The organism is Trichlorobacter lovleyi, assembly GCF_015239775.1.
Lineage (GTDB): Bacteria > Desulfobacterota > Desulfuromonadia > Geobacterales > Pseudopelobacteraceae > Trichlorobacter > Trichlorobacter lovleyi_B.
Genome location: NZ_CP058409.1, coordinates 1,010,839 through 1,035,333 on the forward strand (window position 1 = coordinate 1,010,839; position 24,495 = coordinate 1,035,333).

Consider the following 24,495-nt stretch of genomic DNA (forward strand, 5'->3'; position numbering starts at 1 on the left):
TTTTCAAACACTATCTCATTTGGGAGGGGTTCCTATGAAGGCAGTCTTGATGGAGGGTTTTGGCGGGGTTGAGGTGTTGAAGGTGGGGGAGGCTGAAAAGCCGGTTCCTGCTGAAGGTCAGGTGCTGGTCAAGGTGATTGCCACCACCATTAACCGTCCTGATCTGGTGCAGCGCGAAGGCAAGTACCCGCCACCTCCCGGTGACTCTGAAATTCTCGGCCTTGAAGTGGCGGGCACCATCGAAGAGCTCGGTCCCGGCGTGGAGGGCTGGCAGGTGGGCCAGCGGGTTATGTCGCTGGTGGGCGGCGGCGCCTGTGCCGAATATGCCGTGGCCTATGCCAGTCACCTGATGCCGATTCCGGAGTCGATGTCCTTTGAAGAGGCTGCCTGCGTCTGCGAATCCTATATCACCGCCTTCTCCAACCTGTTCATGATCGGTGGCCTGAAGGACAAGAACACTGTCATCATCCATGGCGGCGGCGGCGGGGTCAATATGGCCGGTGTACAGCTCTGCAAGGCGCTGGTGCCGGAAACCAGGATCATTGTCACCTCGCACCCCAGTAAGCTTGAGCGGGTCAAGGCGATGGGGGTTGACCTGGTGGTTGACTTCACCACCACCCCTGACTTTTCCGAGGCGGTCAAGGAGTTCACCAACAAGAAGGGGGCGGACGTGATCCTGGACCATGTCGGTGCCAAGTATCTGGCCCCCAACATGAACTCGCTGGCCTATGCCGGTCGTCTGGTGATCATCGGTATCATCAGCGGCATCAAGGCAGAACTGAACCTGGCCCTGATGATGGTCAAGCGCCAGCAGATCATCGGCTCTGTCCTGCGTTCCCGTCCGGTCAAGGATAAGGCGGCCATTGTGGCTGAATTTACCAAGACGGCCCTGCCGAAATTTGCCGACCGCACCATCGTGCCGATCATCGAAAAGGTCTTCAGTATTGATGAGGTGGTTGAGGCGCACCGGATGATGGAAGAGGATAAACACTTCGGCAAGATTGTGCTGAAGATCCAGTAAAGGCTGCTGCGGAAGGCTGGCTGCTGCGTTGCGCGGTGCTCACTCCCTCGCCGCCCTGCTCCAGCCTTCCGTGTTGCGCTTTTAAGGGTGTGTAATGGCCCAGCCGCTTGAAAACTATCACCGCCTGTTGGAGAAGGTGGATCAACTCTGTGAGGGGATCACCACGTTGTTGGGTGATGCCCTGACCTGCCACGCCGGTTGTTCTTCCTGCTGTATCAGTATCTCGGTCTTTCCCGTTGAGGCGGCGGCGCTGATTGAGGCTGCCGGACAGCTGCCGCCGGAACAGTATCAACAGCTGAAACAGCATCTGTGCAATCCTCAGGATGGGGAGCGTTGCCCGCTCCTGCTTGACGATCGCTGCCTGTTGTACCGGGCCCGCCCGATTATCTGCCGCACCCATGGACTGCCGATCCTGATCACTGAAGAGACGGTCCGCCGGGTGGATGTCTGCCCGCTTAACTGTACCGGTATGGAACGGATCCCTGGTGGTGCCTTGATTGACCTGGAGCGCCTTAACTCACTGCTGGTCTCCGTCAATGTACTCTACCTGCGTGAATTCGGCATCAAGCTGCCGGATCGCATCCCCCTTGCCTCCCTTGGAGAAATGTTGCCGTGACCAGAATCAGCCTTAAAAAGAATGAAGACCGGCGGATCAAGGCTGGACACCCCTGGGTGTTCAGTAACGAGATCGGCCGGATTGAAGGAGCCCCGGAACCGGGTGCCGCCTGTGAACTGTTTGATGTCAGCGGTAATTTTATCGGCAGCGGTTACCATAACCCCCACTCCCTGATTGCGGTCCGTTTGCTTTCCCGGCAGCCCGAGGATATTGACTCGGTCGGTTTTTTTGAAGAGCGGATTGCCGCGGCCCTGGCCCATCGTCGCAGTCTGTATCCGCAGCTGGAAACCTTCCGGCTGGTCTATGGCGAGTCCGATTTTCTGCCCGGCCTGGTGGTTGACAAGTACGGCGACTACCTCTCGCTGCAATTGCTGTCTGCCGGTATGGACAGACGGCGCGGCCTGATCCTGGAGGCGCTGCAGCGGCTGCTGTCCCCCAAGGGGATTATTGCCCGTAATGATGTGGCGGTACGTACCATGGAGGGGATGACGGAAGGGGTGGAACTGCTGCAGGGGACCATCCCGGACGCTGTGCTGATGGAGGAAAACAGCCTGCGTTTTGAGGTGGATCTGCGTAACGGTCAGAAGACCGGCGGTTTTCTGGATCAGAAGGAAAACCACCTGCTGCTGCAGGGGATCTCGAAAGATAAAGAAGTGCTGGACTGCTTCTGCTACAGCGGCAGCTGGGCCAGCCACGCCGGCTTTTTCGGGGCCCGCTCAGTGCTGGGGCTGGATATCTCCGAGCGTGCCGTTGCCCTGGCCGGCAGGAACGCCGCCTTAAACGGCCTGTCGGACCGGGTCGCTTTTGAGGAGTGCGATGCCTTTGACCGGCTGCGCTCCCTTAAGCTGGAAGGGCGCAGCTTTGGCGTGGTGGTGATGGACCCGCCCGCCTTTGTCAAAAACCGCAAGAACCTGGCCGAGGCCACCAAGGGGTACATCACCATCAACCGCCGTGCCCTGGAGCTGCTGGAACCGGGCGGATATCTGATCAGCTGTTCCTGTTCCTATCATATGGGGCGGGAACCGTTCCGCGAGATGCTGGCCACTTCCGCCCGGCAGGCCAAGCGTGAGGTGCGGCTGGTGACCGCCCGCTCACAGGCCCCGGATCATCCGGTCCTGCTGTCATTCCCGGAATCGGAATACCTCAAGTGTGTGGTGCTGCAAGCGCTTTAATGCCGCTTCCATTTCAAGGCGCTCTCTTCGTTGGCTTGTCAGCGGCTCCTCGATGTACTACGTGTACACCTGCGTCGCCGCATTCCTCGCCGCCTTGAGATCATCCTTGAACTGAAACCGGAAAACAGAAAGGGACGGCCATCTGACCGTCCCTTTCTGTATTGCTTTCCGGTGTGAAACATGCTGAGGCGTAGAGAAAAAGCATGCCGGCCCAGCCAGGCGAGGGAGCGAGTACCGCGCAACGAGGCAGACGGCCTCCGCAGTAGTTTTACAGCCCCGTAACTTCCCTGTCCTTGGGATATTCCACCACAATCTCGTAACTGAATACCTTCTTCTCGCCTGCTGCCAGCTTCATCTTCCAGATCAGCGTCCCGTCATCCTTTTTCTCGGTCGGTGGCAGGGTCGGTTCTTCCAGGCTGACCGTGATCTCGTTGTCGCCAGCCAGCGGCAGTTGATCCTTGATGCTGATGGTCTGGGGCTCTTTGCGGAAGTTGGTAACGGTGACGGTTGAGCGGTAGCCCATCCGGTTTTTGCCGAACAGGCCGGCCTCTTTGTGCTGCTTCAGCTCTTCCCGCTTGACCGTGATCTGATCGTCGCTGCCAAAGGGGAGGGTGAACTTTTCACCCGAGGCCACCTGCTTCATCTCGGCACTGCCCACAAAGGTGTTGCCGCTGAAGATCTTGACGGTTCCCGGCAGCAACGGCCAGCCGGCCTTGTTAACCAGTTCGGCAGTCAGATAGGCAACCGCTGCCAGCTTGGGCACGCTGCTGTACTCGGTGCTGACCGGCAGTTTTTCCAACGCGATCACCGTGCTGTGGCGGGTGTTGTCGGAGGGGATATCAACCGGTTTGGGGATTTTGAATGCGATTGAGGTCCCTTCTGCAGCTGCCTGGGCAGTCTGGAAGGCCGCCGGAGCAGGTTCTTCCTCCTCCATCGCCATATCGGCCTTCATACTCTCTGCCATCACGGGCCTGGCCGCCTTTTTGAAGTTGCGGATTGGTGCGGCAGCTGGCATGGCCATCGGCATGGGGCGATAGAAGGAGATCCGCCAGGGGTAGAGGGTGGGCGGGGCGCCACCACTGGCCGGGCGCGCCGTGGAAAGGGTCAGCGGCACATTGCTCCAGTCTTCACCGGTCTGCTGGCGAACCTGGGCACGGTAGGTCAGCTCGGCGCTGGTGCCATCCTGGGCAAGGCGCACATCGTAGCCCGGCTCCCAAGTGGCCTGATTGACCACCCCGGACAGGTCCAGGGTCAGCTTGCCTTCCCTGGAGGTTTCAACCGCCACTTCAACGGTCTTGCTCTCCTTGCGATATGATCCGGCTGCCTCCTGCTTCTTTCGCTTCAGGGCATCGATCTGCTCTTTGATGACCTGCTTTTCCTGCTCAATCTCACGCTGCTGATCTTCAACCTTGACGGTGTTGCTGCCCACAAAGCCCATGGCCTCATTCAGCTCGGCGCTGGTCGGCTTGCCGATGGCCAGTTGCTGCGAGATCCGTTCTCCCCAGGCCACCTTGATCGAATCAACAAAGCCCTTTTGGGCAACCAGGCCGGCCTTTCTGGCATCAAGGCCACCCAGCTTGCGCTCAAGCTGCCGCAGTTCCGCCTCAATCTCCTTGACCCGCTTGTCGGCCGTCTGGGTCAGAAAACTGCGCTTGACCTCAATACCGGTGATGGTGGCCCGTGCCGTTCCCTTGGCATCGACCCGCACCGAATCGTCCTGCAGCAGCACCGGCAACCCTTCAACCGCAATGATCTGACTGCCCGGTTTCAATGCGACTGATACGCTGCGGGTAACCTGGGCCCGGTCCTGATAGACTGTAACCGCACTGATGGTGGCCTGTGCCGGTATACGTGCCGCCGGTGCTGCAAACACGGATACGGGCAACAACAGCCCCAGACATAATGCCGGCAGGGAAAGGATCTGCATGAACAACCTCCTGAAGATGAGCTTGACTCGGATAAAGTATACCAGATTTTTTTGCTGTGTCCTGATCTGGTGCTACGCATTGAATGCGTTATCGTACTGACGGTTTTTGTCAGTTTGTCTGCTGCAGAACAGCGGCAGGGCGACCGGTGCGCGGGATAACTAGCTGTATTGCATATAGTGCAACGTTAATTTGCAGCATGATGCAACAATTGCCACGTATTTTGCAGGATAATTGCAATCTGCTGTGGTGTGTCCCAAGGAGGCCCCATGTCCAAGATTCGAGTCAGTTGTCCGCACTGTTCCTTCAGCCGCGAAGTCGTGGCTGACCAACTGCCGGACCAGCCGGTACAGGCAACCTGTCCCAAATGCAAGCAGGTCTTTGAGTTTGACAAGGCATCCGCACCGGTTGTGTCTCCCGTGCCTGCTCCGGTCATGACCCCGCCACCACCGGCGGGGGGAGCTGCGGCACCGCCATCACCCCCGCCACTGCCACCGCCATTGCCCGAAAACAATCATGCGGCAGGAGGGGGGAACACTAAGGGGCGTGTCTCCCGTGAACTGCTGACGGTTGCGGAACTGTTTGAGGCGACCTGGGAACTGTACAAACAACGCTGGCTGGTGCTGCTGGGCATTTTTATTGCCACGGCAGTCGCCTGTGTGGTCCCCCCCGTGTTGGTATCCCTTGGCATGGGCGGCATGGCCAAGAGCTCCTTCAGTGGTCTGGCGGCGCTGATCATGTCATTTGGTGTGGCAGTCTGCCTTAGTCTCCTGATTGCCTGCTGGGGGATGGCAGCGGCGCTCAGTGCGGCAGTTGATGAGAGGCTGGGGTTCAATGATTCCTTTCACCGTGCCAAAAGCTGCTGGATATCCCTGGCCTGGGTGTCGACGCTCTACAGCTTTATCGCGGGGGGAGCCTCACTCCTGTTTCTGATCCCCGGCATTCTGACCGCTATCTGGTTCTTTGCCTGCCCCTATCTGGTGGTGGCTGAGGAGACCCGTGGAATGGAAGCCCTGCTGAAGAGCAAGGCATTGGTGGATGGCCGTTTCTGGCCGGTGACCGGGCGTCTGGTGCTGGTCTGGCTGCTGGGGATGCTGCCGGGGACGATACCGTTCATCGGTGTCATTCTCTCACTGCTGCTGGCGCCGTTCAGCATGCTGTATACCGTTATTCTCTATCGCAATCTGAGTGAAACTGCCGGAACCGTCAGCTATTCATCAAGCGACGGCACCAAGGCGGCCTGGCTGCTGCTCGGTCTGGCCGGGTACATCCTGGTGCCGCTGCTGATCTTCTTCGCGCTGGGGGCAGCCATTGTGGATAACTTCATGCCGATGTTCAACATGATGCTGCAGCAGGGCCGGCCACCGCATATCCTGAGTATTGATCCTGCAACGATCAGGCTGCTGTTTTCCCCGTAGTACCTGCTAGCGTACCGCTGGACGGACCGGCTGCTCCATCAGGCTTGCCATCCGTTCCAGCGGTGTCTGCTGCACCTGTTTGCCGTTGTGGTAAAACAGCACCAGCCGGAAATCACCTGCCAGGGCGCGGTTCGCCACATCATCAGGGGTAAAGGTGGTGCGCCCCAGCGATTTTTTGGTGGGCCACTCCACCCCGCTGTAGGTCAGGTAGACCAGCTTTGAGCAGTAGACCCGCTCCTTTGATTCCACATCAAAATTGAAGTCATACGGTTTGCCCACCTGCCGTAGGGACTGCAGAATGACCCTGATCCGGTCATCCCTGCTGATGTTCTGTTTGCGTAAGACCCCGATGCTGTCAATGTTCATAAACTGCTCCAGCGGGTTTATCTCCACCCCGGAACGGAGCGCCTCAACCACGCCACGCCCCTGATGGATCTGGTCATGGTAGCGTTTGACCAGCGGGTTGTCCCAGATGCCAAGGTTGCGCAACTCCCTTTCTGTGCCGATCCAGACCGCCGCATGCCCCCAGTAGCCGGGAATCAGTTTGTCGGTCAGGCGAAAGGGGGTCTTTTCCAGCAGCACATCACCGGCCTGCAGGGTTTCCTGCAGTTGTTCCCTGACCGGCGGTTTACGGTACAGCTTGCCCTTGCGGGTTTCCACCAGCCCGACGGCATTGCCGAAGACCATGCTGAACAGGCTGACACCGTGCCGCTCCAACCCGGAAAGGGTGTCTTCGGTCACGCCGCCCAGAAAGCCGATCTTGCGGCCCACCACGTAAAACGGCGACCAGGTGCGCACCATGGAATAGGAAGGACTCTGCTTGATCAGCAGATTGATGTAGGCGGTTTCCGGGTTGGCATCCACGGTCCGGTTGAATCGCTTTGCCTCCTGCTCGTAGAATTTGATCGCCTTGCGGGCCCGGCTGCGGTTGTTGATGGAGTTGTAGGAGAGGGTTACCTTGGCCAGGGCGGCGCTCTGCACCGCATAGCCGGGATCAGCCTCATTCAGCAGGCGGCGCAGTTTGGCATCCCCTTCAAACAGCGAGACCGACAGCAGATAGTTGTCATACAGCAAAAAGGCGGATGCAAGCGACATCATCACCCCGTTCAGCCGTGTCTCCGGCGATACCCCCCGGCTCTGCCATTCCTGCTCGGTCCCATCCAGCCAGCATTCGTGGGATTCGGCAACCTCCATCAGCTCCTTGCGCAGCTTCAGGTGTTCGGTAATACCGATGTTCATGATCTCCAGATCGTCGCCGGAGAGCGGTTTTTTCTGCTCCAGCTGGGTCTTGATCCGTCTGCCCACCGAGATGGTTTCGGCCCGCAGCATCAAGGCCTGCTCTGCCAGGGTGCGAAAACGGGCCAGCTCCTGATTCAGTCCTGCATTCACCTGCTGTCTGGTAACGCCATGGGCCTTCAGCAGGTGATCCCGGCACTGGGCAGGCAGTGTTGCGGTGGATGCAGAGGACAGCTGCCCTTGGAGTTCGTCTGTGGAAACGGCCTGCGCCTGCTGTGCAGTGACGAACAGCAGGCCGGCCAGTGACAGGTGCAGGATTCTGGTGAACATTGACGGCATGATCTTCTCCCTTGTGCAGGCAATAGTCTGCGGATGACCCGGGCTTATTCTTTTTTGGGTGGTACCGGTGCGAACCAGCCGATCACCAGCAGCAACAGTCCCACGGCAACAAATGATACGATCCTGGCCACGGTGCCATGACCTGCAAGATCTACCATAAACAGCTTGGCAACCACAACCCCCAGCAGGGCGGCCCCGCAGATCCAGATCCGGCGGTGGGCATGCCGGACCGCATACAGGGTGGCAAGCAGCGCCAGCAGGCTCCAGCAGATGGAGAAGGATGCCTGGGCCAGGGGCGAGTGCAGCATGCCGTGGGCTGTGAACGGTACCTCGCCCCAGTAGTGCAGGCTGCGGGCCAGGATACTGTTCAGCCAGACAAAGGCAACAGCGCTGAACAGGGCCGTGATTGAAGGCTGCAGTTCATGCAATAACGCTTGGAATTCATGCTCTGCATACAGGCTGCGCAGCCAGATCAACGGCATGGCAATGGCAGCCAGGATGGTCAGGTCAAACTGGTTCAGCAGCGGCAGCCAGGGCAGCGGGCTGCTGTCGCCAACGCAGGTCAGGGAGCTGACCACCACCCAGCCCAGAGACCAGACCGCAAGGGGCAGGGCGATGATCCCCAGATAGGTAGTCCGCTCCTGCCGGAAGGGCCAGAGACCGGTTCGATTGCCGATCACCAACAGCCCGAGCAGACTGACCGGCATCACCACCTGACTGATTTCCAGCCAGCTGCCCTGCTGCAGCATGGCAAAGCGTACCTGCCAGCCAAGCTCAAGGCTGCCCACTAGTGCCAGCAGCCAGGCCAGCAGGGCATGGGGATACGGTTTAAACGTTGCCGGTAGCAACTGATCATGGGAGTACAGCAGCCACCAGCTTGTGCTAAAGGCGACCGGCCAGGCAAACCAGCCGCCATGGGCCAGGGGATGGGCAGGGAACCAGGCCACTGCGGCTGCAGGCATCAGCACGACCAGGATCAGGCTGGTCCAGCTGAAGTTCTGCCACTGCAGTTTGCGTGCAGAAAGACGGATCAGCAGGGCTGACAGGGCGGCACACAGCAGCTGGGCACCATCCAAAAACTCTTTCTGCAGATGCCGATCCAGTTCATACAGGGCGCCGCCGGACCACCAGCAGAGCCCCCAGGCGATCAGCAGGTACTCAAGCGGCTGCTCCCACTCCTGGCGCTGCTGGTTGTTGCGGTACAGCAGGAACGCACTGTACAGGCCGGACAGACTGAGCAGCAGGCAGCCCAGATAGAGGCTGTTCAGCAGTGCCAGGGGTCCTGCGCTGCGGTCCATGGCAATGACAAAGGCCAGTCCGGACAAAAGCTGCAGCAGATAACCGCTGGCCCGAACCAGGCGGCGTTCTGTCCTGAACCCCAGCCAGACCATGGTGGCTCCTTCCAGCGCCCAGGCCGCGGAGGTCCAGCGGCCATCAAAGGCCAGCGGTATGCTCAGGCTGAGCAGTATGCCGGCCAGTGCCAGAAATGATTCGGCCAGCGGGCGCAGCTGTTGGTCGCGCTTCCAGAGCAGACGGCAGCAGGCCAGGTAGCAGAGCCCGGCCACCAGGGCGCTCCAGGCCATGCCGTAGCGATAGTCGCTGACCAACGCCGATTGCAGGGCAAAGCCAGCCAGTGGTGTGCCGAACACCAGGGTCGCGTCGGAGATGCCGCGCAGATCAGGCGGTTGCCGCAGTGAGAACAACAGGGCAACCCCCAGGTAGATCAGGAAAAACAGGATCAGGAACGGCTCTACAGAACTGAAATACGCAGGTTTGTAGTAGTTTGCTCCCCAGATAGCGCTGAGCAGGAAAGTGGCAATAAAACCGGTCAGGTTGATGGAGCGCCACGAACGGAACCAGGCGATGCCGATCACCACAATGTTGAGTACGGTGTAATAGCCGAACAACACCGCCGGATCACCGATGCCCACCGAGGCCAGAAACGGGGCCGCAAAGCCGCCGATTATGCCGAACAGGGCCATGGTGCGTGATTCCTGCAGCAGTGCCAGCGTAGCACACAGACCGGAGATGGCCACCAGTAGCGCAAAGGAAGGCACCGCGGGGATTAACGCATACAGTCTGAAGGCTGCATAGCTGACCAGATAGAGAATGCCGATACCGCCACCCTGCAGCGCCAGGGCATACTCAGCCCGTTTTGTGCGCAACTGCCAGCCGGTTGCCAGCAGGACGACGCCTCCGGCAGCAGCGCTGAGCAGGCGCAGTTCCAGGGGGAACATGCCGTGCTGGGCTGCATATTTGACCAGAAAGGCGATGCCGCAGAAAAGGATCAGCACCCCCAGCTTCACCAGCAGGTTTTCACCGTTAAAGATGGTTTTCAGAACGTTTTCCAGTGCTGATGGTTCGGCTGAAGTTTCCGGCGCAGGGGTGTATTTAAAGGTATAGGCAGGCTCGGTTTTAGCGGTCAGATCTACGGTCGTTTTCGGTGCCGGTTGCTCTTGCTGCCACGCCGGTTGGGTCGGCATTGGCCGGACCAGCGGGGCCGGGGTGACAATGACTGCAGGCTCCGGCTTGGGTGCCTGATCCGGTTCAGGTCTTGTCAGGTCAGGATCATCCCGCAGATGTGCGGACAATCGTGATCTCAGCCATGCCAGCTCTTGTTGCTGCTCGTTCTGGCGTGTGTGCAGCAGGTGCAGGCTGTAGTAGAACCAGCCGATAATTCCGCCTGAAACCGCTCCGGCAAACTGAAACAGCATGCCGCCTGCAATGATGCCGATGCAGATACTCAAGAGTGCCATGGTCTACCTCGTGGAAATGGAGTCAATACTGCCGGTTGTGCTGCCGTACCCGCTGGAGACGGGTTTTGTCGGCTGTTTTAGGGAGGAGGCGGCGATCATGATGCCCGTGGCTGCACCGGCAGCATGGGCCTGCCAGACGGGTGCTATCGCTGATACTGCTATCCCGTGCAGCTCCAACAGTATTTTGAGTAGCAGGCAGACGGAAAGCGTGGCACCGGAAAACCATGCGCCCTTGTTGATTATCCCTAACGTACCCAGTGAGAGGAGCCCGGCCGTGATGCCGGAAACTCCTCCATAGATATCAACCGGGTGGCTGAGCAGCAAGGTTGCCGATACCGTGCCTGCCGATAGCAATGCCGTTTTCGCGATGGTGGCGCTGCGCAGGCCGATGGCTGTGCAGAGTGCCAGGGTCACGCCGAGTGCCGTCAGGTCATACAGGTAGTGCTGCCAGCTGAGATGGACAAAGTGTCCCGTGATGAGCCGCCACCATTCGCCCTGTTCGACCAGGGAGCGATCCAGTGACCACCGCCACGGGAAAAGCGTGGCCGCCGCTGCACTGGCTGCCGTAACAAGCCAAGCGGTCAGTGCTGTCTGCGAATGCGTGCTGCGCATAGCAATCCTGCTCCTGTCAGGGCTATCCAGATGAGATCAAACGATCCGCCGCCGGAAGAACGGTATCTGTTTGCCTTGTCCCAGTAATTTTTCTGTTCGTTGACGGTATTGGTGGCAGAGGTGGGCAGCGGCTGGATTTCCTGTGCTGTGGCGGCATCAAATTTTTCAAAACCGACCAGCGCTTCGCCTATGGACACCACCAGTTTCTTTGAGGCATCCAGAATGCTGTCGGCTGCATCATTTTGAGCTGTTTGCGAAGAACCGTAGCGTGTGGAACGGGATCTCTTTTTGTTGGCACCGTCGGTGCGGAAAATCAGTGCCCGTGAGGGTACATGGTACACCGCCGCCTCCAGGACAGTGGCGGTATCCACCGTGTTTCCGGGGATCAGGTACTGGCCTATGATGGTTACATCAAGCAGTGCCGCCAATGAGTTGCGTTCATGTTTCTGGAACTGGTTGGCTCCCAGGATAACGATAACATCGACACCAAACTGTTGTGCAACCTGCTCCAGGTTCTGCACCCCGCCTCTGGGCGTCAGGTAGATGGAGGGAATTGCCTGGGCCCCGGCTACATATTTGGTATGCTTGGCGAGCTGTGCCCTGACCGTCTCAATCACCTCTTTCTTCGTGGTTTCAGGGAGGTTTGATGATGCCGGGTCACCGGGGACAAAGGCGACACCAACTCTGGCAGGCAGCTGTAGCGGGGCTTTCTGCGCAGGCGTCTGAGGCTGGTTGCAGCTGAAGAGAAATGATGCCAGGTTGCTCTGCTTCTGGACGGTGCGAAGGCCGCTGTTGTAGCTTGCACAACCGGAACAAAAGACAAAACAGGCCACCAGGATGATTGCTGGGTATTTCATGGTCTACCTCGTGGAACTGGCGTTAAAGGTGTTGATCAGGTTGCTGTAACTGCCGTTAGGCATTTGATCTGCCGTCTGAGGCCGGTCTGCGGTTGCGGTGCGGCGGTGCTCAATGCTGCGGCTGATCCCGGTTGAGATAATGATGGTCAGTGCAAAGGCGATGATCGGGGTGATGGTGAAGATCCGTTTGTTGATGGTTTTCATGGCGTCCTCCTGGCTGCGTTCGTTTCTGCTCTGCTGAAATAATTACAGGGAATGTGCCAAAGGCGGGTGTTGCTTGGTTTTGTATTGATTTCAGTTTGTTATCTGGATAGCTGTTGTTGGTGATGTTAAAGGTGTTGACATGCATTGTACTTGCTCTGTACATTTTGTGCATGAACAAGCCCCTGATATTGACAGCCGGTGATCGTGATTTCTTCCGTGCGGTGGCCCTGGCCGCCTTTGCCAATCCGTTCAGCCCGGAACGGGAGGCGCTTGATCGCCGGATTGCCGGTGATGACCTGCGCTGCTCGCGGGATGATCTGATTGATCTGGTGGTGGAGCGGGTCACGGCCCGGCTTGACGGGTTGAGGAGGAGCGGCAAGGGTGATCCGGTACTGTACCGGGGTGAGGACCGCAGCCTGTTGCAGACCGCCTTCCAGTTTGATATCTACCACCGCTACCGTGGCCCCTTTGATGCCTTTATCCTGGATCAGCAACGGGCCGGCGACCGGCCGATCAAGGTGCCGTTTGCGGCTGAAGTGCTGGAACAACTGGAGCGGTTGGGCTACAGCCGGCCCGACTGCCTGCGCTACCTGGAGATCTTCTACCAGATCCGGCGGGCCTTCTATTTCATCGACACCGCCCTGGTGGGGCTGTCTCCCTGCATGCATACCCTGCGGCTGCAACTCTGGAACAATATCTTTACCTGCGACATCAACCTGTATGACCAGCGGCTCTGGGACCGGATGGAGGATTTTTCCACCCTGCTGCTGGGGGAGACCGGTACCGGCAAGGGGGCAGCTGCTGCCGCCATCGGGCGCTCCGGCTTTATCCCGTTTGATGACAAAACCGGCTGTTTTAAAGACAGCTTTACCCGTACCTTTATCAGCCGCAACCTGTCGCAATACCCGGAATCGCTGCTGGAGTCGGAACTGTTCGGCCATCGCAAAGGGGCCTTTACCGGCGCCATTGATAACCATGAAGGGGTCTTCAGCCGCTGTTCCAGCCACGGCTCAATCTTTCTGGATGAGATCGGCGACGTCTCGGTGCCGGTGCAGATCAAGCTGTTGCAGGTGCTGCAGGAGCGGACCTTTGCGCCGGTGGGAAGCCATGAACGGCTGCGTTTCAACGGCCGGGTGATTGCCGCCACCAACCGCCCACTGGATGAGCTGCGGCGGTCAGGACAGTTCCGGGATGACTTCTATTACCGGCTCTGTTCCGATCAGATCATCGTGCCGCCGCTCAGGCAGCGGGTGCAGGAAGAACCGTCCGAGCTGCCGGCCCTGGTCAAAAACATCCTGCAACGGATGCTGGGGCATGAGTGCAGCGCCATGGCAGCCGAGATCAGCGAGGGGTTACGCCGTTCACTGGGGCCGCACTATGCCTGGCCCGGCAACGTGCGTGAGCTTGAGCAGGCGGTGCGCAGGATGCTCCTGACCCGGCGTTATGAAGGTGATCGTCTGGTTGTGGGTGGTGGTGGTCTGCAGGATGCGCTGGTGGCTGGTGTCAGTCAGGGCAGTCTGGATGCACGGGAACTGCTGGCAGGCTATTGTGGCTTACTCTACCAGCGGCTGGGCAGTTATGAAGAGGTGGCGCGGCGGACCGGGTTGGATCGGAGAACGGTCAAAAAATACGTCATGGACAGTCAGGAAGAAGCGCCATCCACCTGAATTTGCATCCTTAAACCTTATGCGTTTTTTACCGCAGAGGGCACAGAGGTTCGCTGAGTAAAAAGTGAAAAATAATGAGGAATGTTTAAAAGTAATACAACAAAAAGAGTTAATACCTTGTGTCGTTAATTGTCTTAAACTACCTCTGCGTTCCTTAGCGTCCTCTGCGGTGAACTTTTTATTCCTGACTCAGCTGCTGCATGGTTGCTGCCAGCTCAGCCGTAAATAGCTTGGCGTCACCGCTGAAACAGCGTGGTTCAGCAACCGCTGCCTTACCGCAGAACGGCACCAGTACAAAGCTGCCTCGCGGCAGGCTTCTGCCCAGGTTGCGCATGAAGACCGGCACCACCGGCACTGCAGGAAAGCGCTTTGCCAGGTGGGCCACCCCCGGCTTGATCTGCCCCAACTCCTCCGGCGCTCCCCGCGTCCCTTCAGGAAAGATGATCACAATCTCACCTTGCTCCAACGCTGCAGCCGGACCTGCCAGCGGATCGGCATGGAAGCTGCTCCGTTTCCGTTCCAACGGTATGACCCCCAAAAACGTGCTGGAAAGCCAGGAGCTGAGCGGCGTGCTGCAAAAGTAGTCGGCTGCAGCCACCGGTCGCAGCAATGGCACTGCCTTCAGCGGCATCAGGGCGATCAGATAGAGGATATCCAGGTGGCTGTTGTGGTTGGCGGCAATAATGGCCGGGCCGCTGATTGGCAGATGCTGGCGCCCCGTGACAGAGCGTCCCAGCAGCAGCGATACCAGCGGGCGGACACAGCAGCACAGAAAGATGATCCGGATCAGGCGTCGCATTACCACGCTACCGGAACCGGTGCCAGCGGCTCACCGACAGGTGCTGGCGGCGGCTGGCGCTGCTTCTCCTTGGGCAGCCGGGTGTAGGGGATAAACTTCAACACCTTTTTTCTGGGTACCTTGCGTCCCTCCTGCTTTGCAGCCACCATCTCCTGTACCTGGGCTGCGATTGCCGCCTCCAGGTTGCTGTCAAGCGGTTGCGGTTCCTTGCCGCTCTTCAGCCGTTCCAGCTTTTCAAAGATCTTCTTGGCGTAGATCTCGCTCTTTTCCGGTGTCTGGCTGTTGTAGCAGCCCACCGCCCGCCAGTTATAGCCGTACTTGCTGATGCAGGCCGCCAGGATCCAGGCCCCGGTCTTGGTGTTGTAGCAGGCGTCTCCCAGGTGCTTCCAGCGTTCCGGCCCCAGGGTGCTCTTCCAGATGGTGTTGATCTGCATCAGGCCGACATCATAACTGCCGTTGCTGTTCTTACCCACGGCATCCGGTTTGTTGCCGGATTCCACCCCGGCAATGGAGCGTAGCACCAGCGGGTTGATGCCGTACAGTTGCCCGGCTTCTTCAAAACAGTAAGCATGGGCGTTGCTGCTGAATAGTAAGCTGACAATGATGAGAAGGTAACTTGTGAAACGTCTGGGTGTCATGTTTTACGTCTTCCCCTTTTGTGGGTCAGCTTTAAATCAAGGATGAGATCAAGGCGACGAGGAATTCGGCGACGCAGGCGTACACGCAGTACGTCGAGGAGCCGAAGACGAGTCAACGAAGATATCGCCTTGAGTTGAAGCTGGCTTCAATGAAACAGATACCAGGTCAGATGAAAAAATACCGGCGCAGTGTAGGTCAGACTATCCACCCGGTCAAGTATGCCGCCATGTCCCGGCAGGCTGCTGCCGGAATCCTTGACCCCGATATCCCGTTTGACCGCCGATTCCACCACGTCACCGATAAAGCCGCAGCAGGCCAGCAGCGCACCCACTCCGGCACCGGCCAGGTGGCTGTAGGGGGTCAGCTGCGGCAGCAGCAAGGCAGCCAGCAGCGCACTGGTGCCGACACCCCCCAGAAAGCCGGACCAGGTCTTGCCCGGGCTGACCGTGGGGATGATCTTGGGCCCGCCCAGCAGCTTGCCCCAGATAAACTGGAACACATCATTCAGGGCGGTCATGATCACCAGCGACAGCACATAGCCCAGGCCATGCCCCACGCCAACCACCGGCAGCTGCATCAGATAGGCCACATGGCTTAAGGAGAAGATGGTCATCATCGCCACCCAGTTGATCACCCCGGCAGAGCGGATAAAGCCTTCGGTCTCGCCGGCAATCACCAGCCGCAAGGGGATGAACAGGAACAGCCAGACCGGGACAAAGATGATGAACATGCCGTACCACTGCATTCCCACCCAGAGATACTGCAGCACAATGGCAGGAAACAGCCAGAACAGGGCACCGCGATCAGCCGGCCTGGTCTCCAGCAGGGTGATGAACTCCCGCAGGGCCAGAAAGCTGATAAAGCCGAACAGCCAAGGGGCAAAGCCGGGCCGCCAGGTGCCCAGGCTGAACAGGGCGATGATCAACAGCCAGGTGCGGGAGCGGATCAAGACCTCGTTGCTCTTCAGCATCAGACCTGCCAGCATGCCGGTTACTGCGCCGCCAACCATCAGCCCCAGCACCAGAAAGCCGTGGGGTAGGCTGGCGTAGCTGGAGCCGGCAATCCACTGCTGCAGGTTCATGGGCGTGCCTCCTGGATTCCCCGGCGTACCCGGTTGCTGATGGTGAGCAGCGCCAGCAGACTGGCGATCAGCAGGGCCCAGTTCATCACAATACCGTGCAGGGCCTGCCTGTTTTCAAAGACGGCCCAGGCGGTAAAGAGTCCCAAGGCACCAAAGAAGACCGCCCGGTCGCTCTTGCCAAAGGGGCCGTCATAGCGCCGGGAGGCACCGATGGTCTTGCCTTGCAGCCCCACAAACTCGGTTAACAGACAGAGCCCGATCATGATCACCCAGCCCATCCCATACTCCATCAGATCCAGAAACGGCAGGTACAGGGCCGCATCGGAAACCACGTCGCCCACTTCATTCAGGTAGGCGCCAAACAGACTCTGCTGGTGGTGTTCACGGGCCAGCATGCCGTCAATGGCATTCAGCGCCATGCGGATAAACAGGAACAGCCCCAGAAACAGGAACGGATACGGGTTGGGGCCGTGGCTGACAAAGGGCTGGTAGATCCAGATGCCATAGGCGATGGAGCCCAGCATGGCGGTCAGGGTGACCATGTTGGCGGTCACGCCGCTACGGGCCAGCAGCTTGACCAGCGGACGCAGCAGGTTCTGGAATTTGGGTTTCAGGTCGTAGACCGATGGCATGGTAGATATCCTTTTTGAAATTTTAACACCTAACCCCCCTCAATCCCCCCTTGTCAGGGGGGAGGTCTTTAGGCCTTCCTGAATTTGCCCCCTCCCTGATAAGGGAGGGCTGGGGTGGGTTAACGTTTGTAATTCTTTGCGTTCCTTGCGTTCTTTCGCGGCTACATTCTCAGCAATCTTGCTGGATTGGTAAACACCTCTTCCGGCACACCCAGGGCCCGTTTCAGCTCCAGGTCGCGATCCCACGGGTTTTTGATCGCCACCAGCCGTGCCACGGTCCAGGGGGCTAGCCGGGTCAGGTGCCCCAGCGGTGAGACCAGCGGGGTGTTGGTCAACGGCATGTCCGTGCCGTAATGCAACCTGCCATGCAGGTGATGCTGCTGCAGCAAGCGCCGCAGCTGGCCGGGGCGGTTCAGCTGGGTCAGGGCCGAGATGTCGGCGTGCAGGTTGGGATGCTGGTCGCACAACCGCAGGAAGCGCTTGAAATTATGCTCACCTTCATTTTTGCCATTGGCAGCGGCATGGGCGGCAATCACGGTCACCCCCTGTTCCAGCGCCAGACGCAGCCGGTGCGGGTCTCCCAGTTCATTGCGGGCATAGGTAAAGGACCCCTCCTCACCGGTGTGGGTCAAAAGCGGCAGGCCATGCTGCTGCATCCGCTGGTAGAACGGCACCAGCCGTTTATCTGCCAGGTCAATATGCTGGATCGAGGGCAGCCACTTCATCAGCACGGCCCCTGTGGCAACGGCCTTGTCCAGCTGTTCCAGGGCGTCCCTGCGGTAGGGATTGATGCTGGCCCCAAAGCGCAGGTTGGGGTGCTGCTTGACCGCCTCTGCCAGAAATTCATTGGGGATGTACATCTCGGTGCAGCCCTGGTCCAGCTCGCCTTTGCTGTCCAGCACGCCATCCATGGCCAGTACCACAGCCAGATCAACCCTGCCGGAGGCGGTCAGGGATGCGGACAGCCGTTGCAGCACCAGCTTGTCGCCATGCTGCAGCAGCTCATGTTCCCGCACCCCGAACGAGCTCAGGTAGACCCGGTATTTCCAGCTTCTGCGCAGGGCAGGGGAGATGAAGCAGCCGGAGTTGCCGGAGCCGATCCCGGCGGTGTGGCAATGGATATCTATGATGGGATGCATAATCATCTCCTGATTTCAACTCCACGCTGCACCGAGGAAAACAGTGCAACCATCCTGCTGATACGTTACAATACACCCCAGTCTGGATTGAAATCACTACAACAACAGGGACACTATGAATCGACTGGGTACTATCATGTTTCGGGGGCTGGTGGCGATGCTGCCGGCCATTCTGACGATCTATATTCTCTTCTGGCTTGTACGTTCCGCTGAAACCGTGCTGGGCGGCATGCTCAAGGTGCTGCTGCCGGTTGGCTGGTATATTCCCGGCATGGGGCTTTTGGCCGGGATTGCTGCCACCTTCCTGTTCGGCCTGGGACTGAACGCCTTTATGGTCCGCCGGCTGCTCGACCTGAGTGAAAAGGTTGCGGATCAGATACCGGTCATCAAAACCCTCTACGGCTCCCTCAAGGACTTTATCGGGTTCTTTGCCAATCAACGTGATTCCCAATTCAGCCAGGTGGTCAGCATTGAGCTTGAATTCGGCGGCAAGCCGATGCGTCTGATCGGTTTTGTTACCCGCAGCGATTTCAGCACTCTGCCTGCCGGCATTGCCGAGGAAGACGAAATCGCCGTCTACCTGCCGCTCAGTTACCAGATTGGCGGTTATACCGTGATCGTGCCCCGCTCCGCAGTAAAACCGATCAACATCTCCACCCACCGCGCCATGGGCTTTGTGGTTACCGGCGGCATGGCTGCTGACAAGGGACATGCCGACAAGACAACGCCCTAAGTTCAAAGGTATTGCATTCGGCAGTTGACAGTGTCCCAGCCTTGCTCAGATGCGGGCAATTCGCTCTGCCGGGACACTGCCAACTTTTCAGTTTGATGGCGTGCCATGCTCGCTCCCGCAAGCCCAGCAGTGGCGCGCCTGGCTGTGCATCGGCTTGGCGCAGGCCGGGCAGGGGCTGAACTGCACGTAGCCGCAGAACGGGCAGGCCCGTGCCCCATTGGGCAGATGTTTGCCGCACTGCTGACACTCACCTTTTGCTATCCTGCGTTCAATCAGCTTTTCCCGCGAAAACAGCTTTTTCTGGAAGATATAGATCAGGAACAAGGCTGCCACAATGGCCAGCGCAATGATCAGGTAATGCCAGATCGCCACCAGCTTGAGCGCGGTCAAGAGCGCTATCAGCTTGTGCAGCAACTGCTTGGGGATGATGTCGTAGATCGCCTCGATCAGCTTGCAGAAGATCGGGATGAACGATACCCCCAGCAGGTGGGATGACACCAGGGTCTGCAGCCCGCGGCTGCGCCGGATGCTGGCGTTGTTCCAGGCATAGAAGATGGCAAACAGCGGCAGCAGAAACAGCATCTGCATGCCAAATCGCTTGACCGGGTACCAGAAGTTCAGGGTGCGCAGCTCAGCCAGCAAGGCCTGACGGTCACTGGCCTGGGATGCCTGCAGTCTGGCCCAGAGCGCTGCCACGGTGGGGTGGCTGTTGATCTGCTCATCCAAGGTTGCCAGCATGGCTTTCAGGCTGTTCAAGCGGCTGGTCTTCTGCTTGAACTCGGCCTTGGTGGCATCAATCTCGGTGGCCGGTTCAGGCTGTTGGGCAATGGCCTCCAGCAGGGCTGTATCGTAGCTGCCTTTCAGTTGATCAATCCTGCGTTGCAGCTCCTGGGTCTCGCGCTCGGCTTTCTGGCGCTCATCAAAGCTGGTGGCCAAGGCCTTGTCGTTCTTGATCCGGTCCAGCAGGCTCAGGTAGGGGGTGCAGGCCGGGTGGCGCTCATGGGGACTCTCCTGCGGACGGTGGTAGTAGCTGTTGTTGGTGGTATTCACCAGTTGGGACAGGTTCTCAATCCGGTTGGTGGGGTTCCAGGTGCGGTCGATCACCATCTCGCGGCAGGCGCTGGGGATAAACTCCTCCGGCGTGCTCAACTGGCGGGTATGGGCAGCCAGGCCGTTAAAGATGGCAGTCAGGATGAAGATGTCCAGAAACAGCAGGATCACCAGGGTGGCCTTGCTTAAGGGCTGATTATCAAGATTGGTCAGGCTGGCCTTGACCCGCAACAGCTTGTCTTTGATGCGTTTGCCTGGATTCATGGTGTGCTCCTTGCTGAGTGATACATGTCAACGGTAGTGAGTTGACCGGTCTGGCCGGTCTAACTCCCTAGTTGGGATCTGCTCCTTCTGGTTCAACTTTGAAACTTGCTATGCCCCGTCACTAAAGACTTTGCTTTTGTGCAAATCTCGCGATGAGTTTCCGCCCCTCCTCAGTTACGAGTTGCAAGCACTCCACCAATTCGTCTTCTAAATAAAAGAAGTCTTCGGCTTTTTTATGAAGAGTATCCATGTTCGGGTTGCTGTCGATGGTCACTAATAGAGCCTCGTGAGCCACATAATTCCGCTCTGACCTCAACTTGTTGAGGCGTTTTTTAAGCTCTTCGTTTCCGTTTAGCTTCGTAAATATGTTAAGTAGACGCTCAAGTGGATAGTTTTCAACGTCCGATATGGAAAAGTCAAAATGAACCCTGCCACCAATAAGATGGTGAATTAAGTCGTACGACTTACCTATGTAAATCTTAAGCGCGAGTTCCAACAGCTGAAAGTTGGAAAGGATGCCAACCACTCGATCTTTATAGAAGGTCTTCGTTCTTTCCACTTGTTCCCCCTAGTAAATGCTCAACTCGTTAATCTAAGCTTTTCCTATGTAGGATGCTTGTTTATTATATAGGTATCCTGAGTCATCGCTCTTTGCTTCGCAGTCCGGAAATATCCTTTACACCATAGCCTCAGCCAACTTCTTCAGTCCCTTCAGATCCAGCTTACCGCTACCCAAGAGCGGAATCGCCTCTGCTGCCACCAGTAGGGATGGTTTCCAGAGGTTGGGCAGGTCGGCCTGTTCAATCGCCTGTTTAACCTTGGCCTCATCCAGTTGGGTCTGATCAAAGACCACCGCAATCCGCTCACCCTTTTTCTCATCCGGCACTGCCGTGACTGCCAGCAGCACGTCTGTGCTGGCCAGGGCTGCCAGCAGCCGCTCCTCCACGGCGCCGTGGGGGATCATCTCGCCGCCGATCTTGCTGAAACGAGCCAGACGGTCGGTGATCACCACAAAGCCCTGTTCATTGATGTAGCCGATGTCGCCGGTGTTGTACCAGCCATTGCGGATTACCTTGGCAGTCTCTGCCGGTTTGCCCAGGTAGCCGGTCATCAGGTTGGGGCCAGCCACCTCGATCAGCCCCGGCTGACCATCAGCCAGCAGTGCGTGGCTGTCCGGATCGCTGATCCGTACCGCCACCCCTGGAATCGGTCTGCCCACGCTGCCCGGCAGTTGCCCTTTCTGGCGGATGCCGCCGATCTCCACATCCGGGATATTGAGTGAGATAACCGGTGACAGCTCGGTTGCGCCATACCCTTCCAACGGCCGCAGTTTGAACTTCTCTTCAAAGGCATTGGCCAGCTCGGTCTTGAGCTTTTCAGCACCGGTGATCACCAGGCGCAGGGATTTGAAATCCTCCGGGTCTGCCTTGCGCAGATAGGCAGACAGGAAGGTGGGGGTGGCGATCAGGATGGTGGCCTTTTCATTGCGCACCAGCTTGACCACTTGCGTTGCCTCCAGCGGGTTGCTGTGGCAGGCCGAGGAAAAGCCGGACAAGAGCGGCAGCCAGAGCGTGCCGGTAAAGCCCAGGGAGTGGAACAGCGGCAGCACTGCTGCCACCCGGTCGTTCTGATCCGGCTGGAACACGGCCCGCAGGGATTCGATGTTGGAGAGGATGTTGTGGTGTGACAGCATGACCCCTTTGGGAGTGCCGGTGCTGCCGGAGGAGAAGATGATGGTGGCCGTGTCATCCGGGGCCGGGTTGTCGGCCACCAGGGTTGCCAGCGGTGCCAGTCTGGCAGCAGCCAGCGCCTTCAGTTTTTCCAGTGATCCCAGCCCTTGCATAACCTCTTCCAGCAGGATGATCTGTTCCGGCATCGGCAGGTCAGGCAGTTTCTCCAAGACCTTTTTAGAGGTGACCACGCAGCTGATCTCTGCCTGTTCCAGGGATGAGGCAAAGGCATCCCGTGAAGCGGTGTAGTTGAGGTTAACCGGCACCTTGCCCAGCAGGGTCAGGGCGATGTTGGCAGTAAAGCCGGCCACGGAAGGGGGCAGCAGGATGCCGACATTGGTGTTGGACAGCAGCGGCTGCAGCCGGTTTTTAACCAGCAGGCTGCCGGTCAGCAGCTGGCCGTAGGTTAAGCTTTTCCCGGTGGTGTCGTTGACCGCCGGGTGAGACCAGTTGCTGCGGGCAGTGCGGACAAAGGCATCAGCCAACGGCAGGCGCTGGTCTTTGCGGGCCTCAAAGTAGCGCACTGACAGCTCCATTACGGCAGTGCGGGCCTGGGCTGCCTGATCAGCAGACAGCGGCGTGCCGAACAGGATATGCATGGGATAGCGGTTCAGGTAGATATGGCGGTTGCGGGCATAGCTGAAGATGTTGCCCCAGGCGCCGCCGATGTAGGCCGGAATGATCGGCACGCCGGTTGCCTGGGCGATCCGGGCAAAGCCGGGCCGGAAGGCGTTCAGGCTACCGTGACGGGTGATCTCTCCCTCGGCAAAGATGCAGACCAGGTAGCCCTCATCCAGCACCTGTTTGGTGGCGCGCAGGAACTCCTTGAACCCGGCAATGCCATCCTTGGCAGAGACCGGAATCACCCCCATCAGTTTAAAGAGCGGGTTCAGGGCCGGGGTCTCGTAGATGCTGCGATCCATCACAAAACGGATGCGGCGGGTCTGGGTGGCAACCAGCAGCAGGGCATCAATCCAGGAGACATGGTTGGCCACCAGCAGGGCCGGGCCATCCAGCGGTACATTGTCCCTGCCATCCACCCTAATCTTGTACAGCAGGTGCATCACCACCAGGGCCACAAAACGCAGCAGGAAATCCGGCAGGTAGCGGATGGTAACCAGGGTCAGCAGCAGGGTCATGACACCCATCACACTGAACCCTTGGGCAGCGGTCATATGCAGCGGTCCACTGAACAGGAAGGTCAGGGCAGAGGCGATCAGGATGCCGACCCAGTTGATAAAGCTGGAGGCAGCCAGCACCTCGCCCCTGATCTCGGCCTCGGCCCGCATCTGGATAAAGGTCTGTAAAGGCAGGGAGAACAGGCCGGCGCTGATGCCGAACAGCAGGATGATGGCCAGTACGGTGGGCAGATGGGCAGGCGCGTTGTGCAGCAGTACCGGCGCAATGGTCAGGCCGATGGCCCCTAGCGGCACAATGCCGAACTCCACATCCTTGCCGGACAGCTTGGCTGCCAGCAGTGAGCCGCCGGCAATGCCGAAGGCAGAGGCCAGGAACAGGTAGCCGCTTTTGGCTTCATCAAGCCCCAGCTGCTGGATGCCGTAGCCGATCAGGTTGAGCTGGGTAAAGGCCCCCACCAGCATGAACCAGGCCAGGCCGGTAATGGCCAGCATCAGCCAGTGATCATGGCGGATATGCTGCAGGGTGCGCAGGATCTCGGCCGGAAAGAGGCGGATCGGGCGGTTGGGCGCAACAGCCGCTACCTTTGGCAGGCGCAGGGCAGAGATCAGGCCGACGATGGCAACCGCCAGGCAGAAACAGGCTGCCAGCCAGAAACGGCCGCCCACTGCCTGGGTCAGGGCCGAGGCCAGGGTGGTGCCAAAGATGATCGCCAGAAAGGTGAAGGACTCGATCAGGCCGTTGGCCCGGGACAGCTCATCGCGGGGGGCCAGTTCCGGGATGATGCCGTATTTGGCCGGGGCAAAAAAGGCGCTGTGGGTGGCCATCAGAAACAGCACCCCGTACAGCCCCCATTCAAGCCTCAGGGCAAAGGTTGCCACAGCCAGGGCGGTAACGATCACCTCCAGCAGCTTGACCGCTACGCTGACCCGTGCCTTGCTGAAGCGGTCGGACAGGCAGCCGGCCGGAGCTGAAAAGAGCAGAAACGGCAGCACAAAGGCCACGCCGGCACAGGCGGTGATGATACCGGCCCTGCTGGCCCCCTGATGGTGGATCAGGAAGAAGATGATCAGCAGCTTCAGGATGTTGTCATTCATCGCCCCCAGAAACTGGGTCAGGTTCAGGGCAGGCAGGCCGGCAGGCAGTTTGGACATGGTCGTTCCCCGTGGTGAAGTTGAAACAATCTTATATACCAGATTAGCGGCAAATAGCGAATGCTAGCCCCGCATCAGGGGACCCTGGGCCAGCCCCTTCAACGCCCCGGAGGCGATTCTCTTTACGGTGCGCCTGCCGTGGTGCCTTTTAATGGTCTCGGAGATGGTGACGATGGTCATCAACAGGATCAGCGGGACCGTTGCTACCAGTATTCGTAAGGTCAGTGTTTGCATGGCGTCCTCCTTGGCTGTTCTTGCTGTTGTGAGTAGCAGGGAGGGTGCCAAGTCGTGCATCTGTTGCAACTGGCTTTATT

General features: G+C 58.7%; 21 protein-coding genes. 6 read left to right on the plus strand and 15 right to left on the minus strand.

What is annotated here, in order from left to right; all coding sequences use genetic code 11:
- Window positions 1-34: 34 nt before the first annotated feature.
- The 3 genes from FY034_RS04570 to FY034_RS04580 all read left to right on the plus strand — a co-directional run bounded on the left by FY034_RS04570 (window position 35) and on the right by FY034_RS04580 (window position 2,809).
- Window positions 35-1,021, plus strand: coding sequence for an NAD(P)H-quinone oxidoreductase (locus FY034_RS04570; RefSeq protein ID WP_265554084.1), 987 nt, complete (start codon window positions 35-37; stop codon window positions 1,019-1,021).
- Window positions 1,022-1,115: 94 nt separating this feature from the next.
- Complete coding sequence (locus FY034_RS04575; protein ID WP_265554086.1) at window positions 1,116-1,637, plus strand: YkgJ family cysteine cluster protein; 522 nt, start codon at window positions 1,116-1,118, stop codon at window positions 1,635-1,637.
- On the plus strand, window positions 1,634-2,809 hold the full coding sequence (locus tag FY034_RS04580) for a class I SAM-dependent rRNA methyltransferase (protein ID WP_265554088.1): 1,176 nt from the start codon (window positions 1,634-1,636) through the stop codon (window positions 2,807-2,809). Before FY034_RS04575 ends, FY034_RS04580 begins: the two co-directional genes overlap by 4 nt.
- A gap of 268 nt (window positions 2,810-3,077) precedes the next feature.
- Here FY034_RS04580 and FY034_RS04585 read toward each other — a convergent pair whose 3' ends face one another.
- Window positions 3,078-4,736 (minus strand): mucoidy inhibitor MuiA family protein, encoded by a 1,659-nt coding sequence (locus FY034_RS04585; RefSeq protein ID WP_265554089.1) that lies wholly within the window; start codon window positions 4,734-4,736, stop codon window positions 3,078-3,080.
- A gap of 267 nt (window positions 4,737-5,003) precedes the next feature.
- On the opposite strand from FY034_RS04585, the gene FY034_RS04590 reads away from it, so the two are divergent.
- Window positions 5,004-6,152: a zinc-ribbon domain-containing protein gene (locus tag FY034_RS04590; protein ID WP_265554091.1), complete on the plus strand. Its 1,149-nt coding sequence runs from the start codon at window positions 5,004-5,006 to the stop codon at window positions 6,150-6,152.
- A 6-nt stretch (window positions 6,153-6,158) separates the two neighbouring features.
- On the opposite strand, the gene FY034_RS04595 is transcribed toward FY034_RS04590, so the two are convergent.
- From FY034_RS04595 to FY034_RS04615, 5 genes are read right to left on the minus strand one after another with little or no spacing between them, the layout of a single operon-like run.
- The gene (locus FY034_RS04595) at window positions 6,159-7,727 is read right to left on the minus strand and encodes a YiiX/YebB-like N1pC/P60 family cysteine hydrolase (RefSeq protein WP_265554093.1); all 1,569 of its coding nucleotides are present in this window, start codon (window positions 7,725-7,727) and stop codon (window positions 6,159-6,161) included.
- 44 nt (window positions 7,728-7,771) lie between these two features.
- Entirely contained in the window at window positions 7,772-10,483 is a 2,712-nt protein-coding gene (locus FY034_RS04600; protein ID WP_265554095.1) for a DUF2339 domain-containing protein, read from the minus strand.
- Between the two features lie 3 nt (window positions 10,484-10,486).
- Window positions 10,487-11,095 (minus strand): rhombosortase, encoded by a 609-nt coding sequence (gene rrtA, locus FY034_RS04605; protein WP_265554097.1) that lies wholly within the window; start codon window positions 11,093-11,095, stop codon window positions 10,487-10,489.
- On the minus strand, window positions 11,065-11,952 hold the full coding sequence (gene rhlP, locus FY034_RS04610; protein ID WP_265554099.1) for a rhombotarget lipoprotein: 888 nt from the start codon (window positions 11,950-11,952) through the stop codon (window positions 11,065-11,067). The genes rrtA and rhlP overlap by 31 nt, the downstream gene beginning before the upstream one ends.
- Window positions 11,953-11,955: 3 nt before the next feature.
- Window positions 11,956-12,156: a hypothetical protein gene (locus FY034_RS04615; RefSeq protein WP_265554101.1), complete on the minus strand. Its 201-nt coding sequence runs from the start codon at window positions 12,154-12,156 to the stop codon at window positions 11,956-11,958.
- A 170-nt stretch (window positions 12,157-12,326) separates the two neighbouring features.
- On the opposite strand from FY034_RS04615, the gene FY034_RS04620 reads away from it, so the two are divergent.
- The gene (locus tag FY034_RS04620; protein ID WP_265554104.1) at window positions 12,327-13,823 is read left to right on the plus strand and encodes a sigma 54-interacting transcriptional regulator; all 1,497 of its coding nucleotides are present in this window, start codon (window positions 12,327-12,329) and stop codon (window positions 13,821-13,823) included.
- Between the two features lie 178 nt (window positions 13,824-14,001).
- On the opposite strand, the gene FY034_RS04625 is transcribed toward FY034_RS04620, so the two are convergent.
- From FY034_RS04625 to FY034_RS04645, 5 genes are all read right to left on the minus strand, one after another.
- Window positions 14,002-14,622: a lysophospholipid acyltransferase family protein gene (locus tag FY034_RS04625; RefSeq protein WP_265554106.1), complete on the minus strand. Its 621-nt coding sequence runs from the start codon at window positions 14,620-14,622 to the stop codon at window positions 14,002-14,004.
- Window positions 14,622-15,260 (minus strand): lytic transglycosylase domain-containing protein, encoded by a 639-nt coding sequence (locus FY034_RS04630; RefSeq protein ID WP_265554107.1) that lies wholly within the window; start codon window positions 15,258-15,260, stop codon window positions 14,622-14,624. Before FY034_RS04630 ends, FY034_RS04625 begins: the two co-directional genes overlap by 1 nt.
- A 146-nt stretch (window positions 15,261-15,406) precedes the next feature.
- Entirely contained in the window at window positions 15,407-16,342 is a 936-nt protein-coding gene (locus FY034_RS04635; RefSeq protein WP_265554109.1) for a phosphatidate cytidylyltransferase, read from the minus strand.
- Complete coding sequence (locus FY034_RS04640; protein ID WP_265554111.1) at window positions 16,339-16,974, minus strand: CDP-alcohol phosphatidyltransferase family protein; 636 nt, start codon at window positions 16,972-16,974, stop codon at window positions 16,339-16,341. The genes FY034_RS04635 and FY034_RS04640 overlap by 4 nt, the downstream gene beginning before the upstream one ends.
- 161 nt (window positions 16,975-17,135) lie before the next feature.
- A complete protein-coding gene (locus tag FY034_RS04645; protein WP_265554113.1) occupies window positions 17,136-18,113 on the minus strand; it encodes an amidohydrolase family protein in 978 nt (325 codons plus the stop codon).
- A gap of 115 nt (window positions 18,114-18,228) precedes the next feature.
- On the opposite strand from FY034_RS04645, the gene FY034_RS04650 reads away from it, so the two are divergent.
- Window positions 18,229-18,846 (plus strand): DUF502 domain-containing protein, encoded by a 618-nt coding sequence (locus FY034_RS04650; protein WP_265554115.1) that lies wholly within the window; start codon window positions 18,229-18,231, stop codon window positions 18,844-18,846.
- An 87-nt stretch (window positions 18,847-18,933) separates the two neighbouring features.
- Here FY034_RS04650 and FY034_RS04655 read toward each other — a convergent pair whose 3' ends face one another.
- The 4 genes from FY034_RS04655 to FY034_RS04670 form a co-directional block, all read right to left on the minus strand.
- A complete protein-coding gene (locus tag FY034_RS04655) occupies window positions 18,934-20,160 on the minus strand; it encodes a zinc ribbon domain-containing protein (protein ID WP_265554117.1) in 1,227 nt (408 codons plus the stop codon).
- Window positions 20,161-20,281: 121 nt separating this feature from the next.
- A complete protein-coding gene (locus FY034_RS04660) occupies window positions 20,282-20,719 on the minus strand; it encodes a hypothetical protein (protein ID WP_265554119.1) in 438 nt (145 codons plus the stop codon).
- 117 nt (window positions 20,720-20,836) lie between these two features.
- The gene (locus FY034_RS04665; protein WP_265554121.1) at window positions 20,837-24,181 is read right to left on the minus strand and encodes an acyl-[ACP]--phospholipid O-acyltransferase; all 3,345 of its coding nucleotides are present in this window, start codon (window positions 24,179-24,181) and stop codon (window positions 20,837-20,839) included.
- A 63-nt stretch (window positions 24,182-24,244) separates the two neighbouring features.
- A complete protein-coding gene (locus tag FY034_RS04670; RefSeq protein WP_265554122.1) occupies window positions 24,245-24,415 on the minus strand; it encodes a hypothetical protein in 171 nt (56 codons plus the stop codon).
- Window positions 24,416-24,495 lie beyond the last annotated feature (80 nt).

What these genes read in the sequence shown, in the direction of transcription:
- FY034_RS04645 (WP_265554113.1), bottom strand. Translation starts at nt 18,113, where the DNA reads ATGCATCCCATCATAGATATCCATTGCCACACCGCCGGGATCGGCTCC.
- FY034_RS04620 (WP_265554104.1), top strand. Translation starts at nt 12,327, where the DNA reads ATGAACAAGCCCCTGATATTGACAGCCGGTGATCGTGATTTCTTCCGT.
- FY034_RS04600 (WP_265554095.1), bottom strand. Translation starts at nt 10,483, where the DNA reads ATGGCACTCTTGAGTATCTGCATCGGCATCATTGCAGGCGGCATGCTG.
- FY034_RS04630 (WP_265554107.1), bottom strand. Translation starts at nt 15,260, where the DNA reads ATGACACCCAGACGTTTCACAAGTTACCTTCTCATCATTGTCAGCTTA.
- FY034_RS04585 (WP_265554089.1), bottom strand. Translation starts at nt 4,736, where the DNA reads ATGCAGATCCTTTCCCTGCCGGCATTATGTCTGGGGCTGTTGTTGCCC.
- FY034_RS04670 (WP_265554122.1), bottom strand. Translation starts at nt 24,415, where the DNA reads ATGCAAACACTGACCTTACGAATACTGGTAGCAACGGTCCCGCTGATC.
- FY034_RS04575 (WP_265554086.1), top strand. Translation starts at nt 1,116, where the DNA reads ATGGCCCAGCCGCTTGAAAACTATCACCGCCTGTTGGAGAAGGTGGAT.
- FY034_RS04640 (WP_265554111.1), bottom strand. Translation starts at nt 16,974, where the DNA reads ATGCCATCGGTCTACGACCTGAAACCCAAATTCCAGAACCTGCTGCGT.
- FY034_RS04635 (WP_265554109.1), bottom strand. Translation starts at nt 16,342, where the DNA reads ATGAACCTGCAGCAGTGGATTGCCGGCTCCAGCTACGCCAGCCTACCC.
- FY034_RS04570 (WP_265554084.1), top strand. Translation starts at nt 35, where the DNA reads ATGAAGGCAGTCTTGATGGAGGGTTTTGGCGGGGTTGAGGTGTTGAAG.
- FY034_RS04625 (WP_265554106.1), bottom strand. Translation starts at nt 14,622, where the DNA reads ATGCGACGCCTGATCCGGATCATCTTTCTGTGCTGCTGTGTCCGCCCG.
- rrtA (WP_265554097.1), bottom strand. Translation starts at nt 11,095, where the DNA reads ATGCGCAGCACGCATTCGCAGACAGCACTGACCGCTTGGCTTGTTACG.
- FY034_RS04665 (WP_265554121.1), bottom strand. Translation starts at nt 24,181, where the DNA reads ATGTCCAAACTGCCTGCCGGCCTGCCTGCCCTGAACCTGACCCAGTTT.
- FY034_RS04655 (WP_265554117.1), bottom strand. Translation starts at nt 20,160, where the DNA reads ATGAATCCAGGCAAACGCATCAAAGACAAGCTGTTGCGGGTCAAGGCC.
- rhlP (WP_265554099.1), bottom strand. Translation starts at nt 11,952, where the DNA reads ATGAAATACCCAGCAATCATCCTGGTGGCCTGTTTTGTCTTTTGTTCC.
- FY034_RS04595 (WP_265554093.1), bottom strand. Translation starts at nt 7,727, where the DNA reads ATGCCGTCAATGTTCACCAGAATCCTGCACCTGTCACTGGCCGGCCTG.
- FY034_RS04650 (WP_265554115.1), top strand. Translation starts at nt 18,229, where the DNA reads ATGAATCGACTGGGTACTATCATGTTTCGGGGGCTGGTGGCGATGCTG.
- FY034_RS04590 (WP_265554091.1), top strand. Translation starts at nt 5,004, where the DNA reads ATGTCCAAGATTCGAGTCAGTTGTCCGCACTGTTCCTTCAGCCGCGAA.
- FY034_RS04615 (WP_265554101.1), bottom strand. Translation starts at nt 12,156, where the DNA reads ATGAAAACCATCAACAAACGGATCTTCACCATCACCCCGATCATCGCC.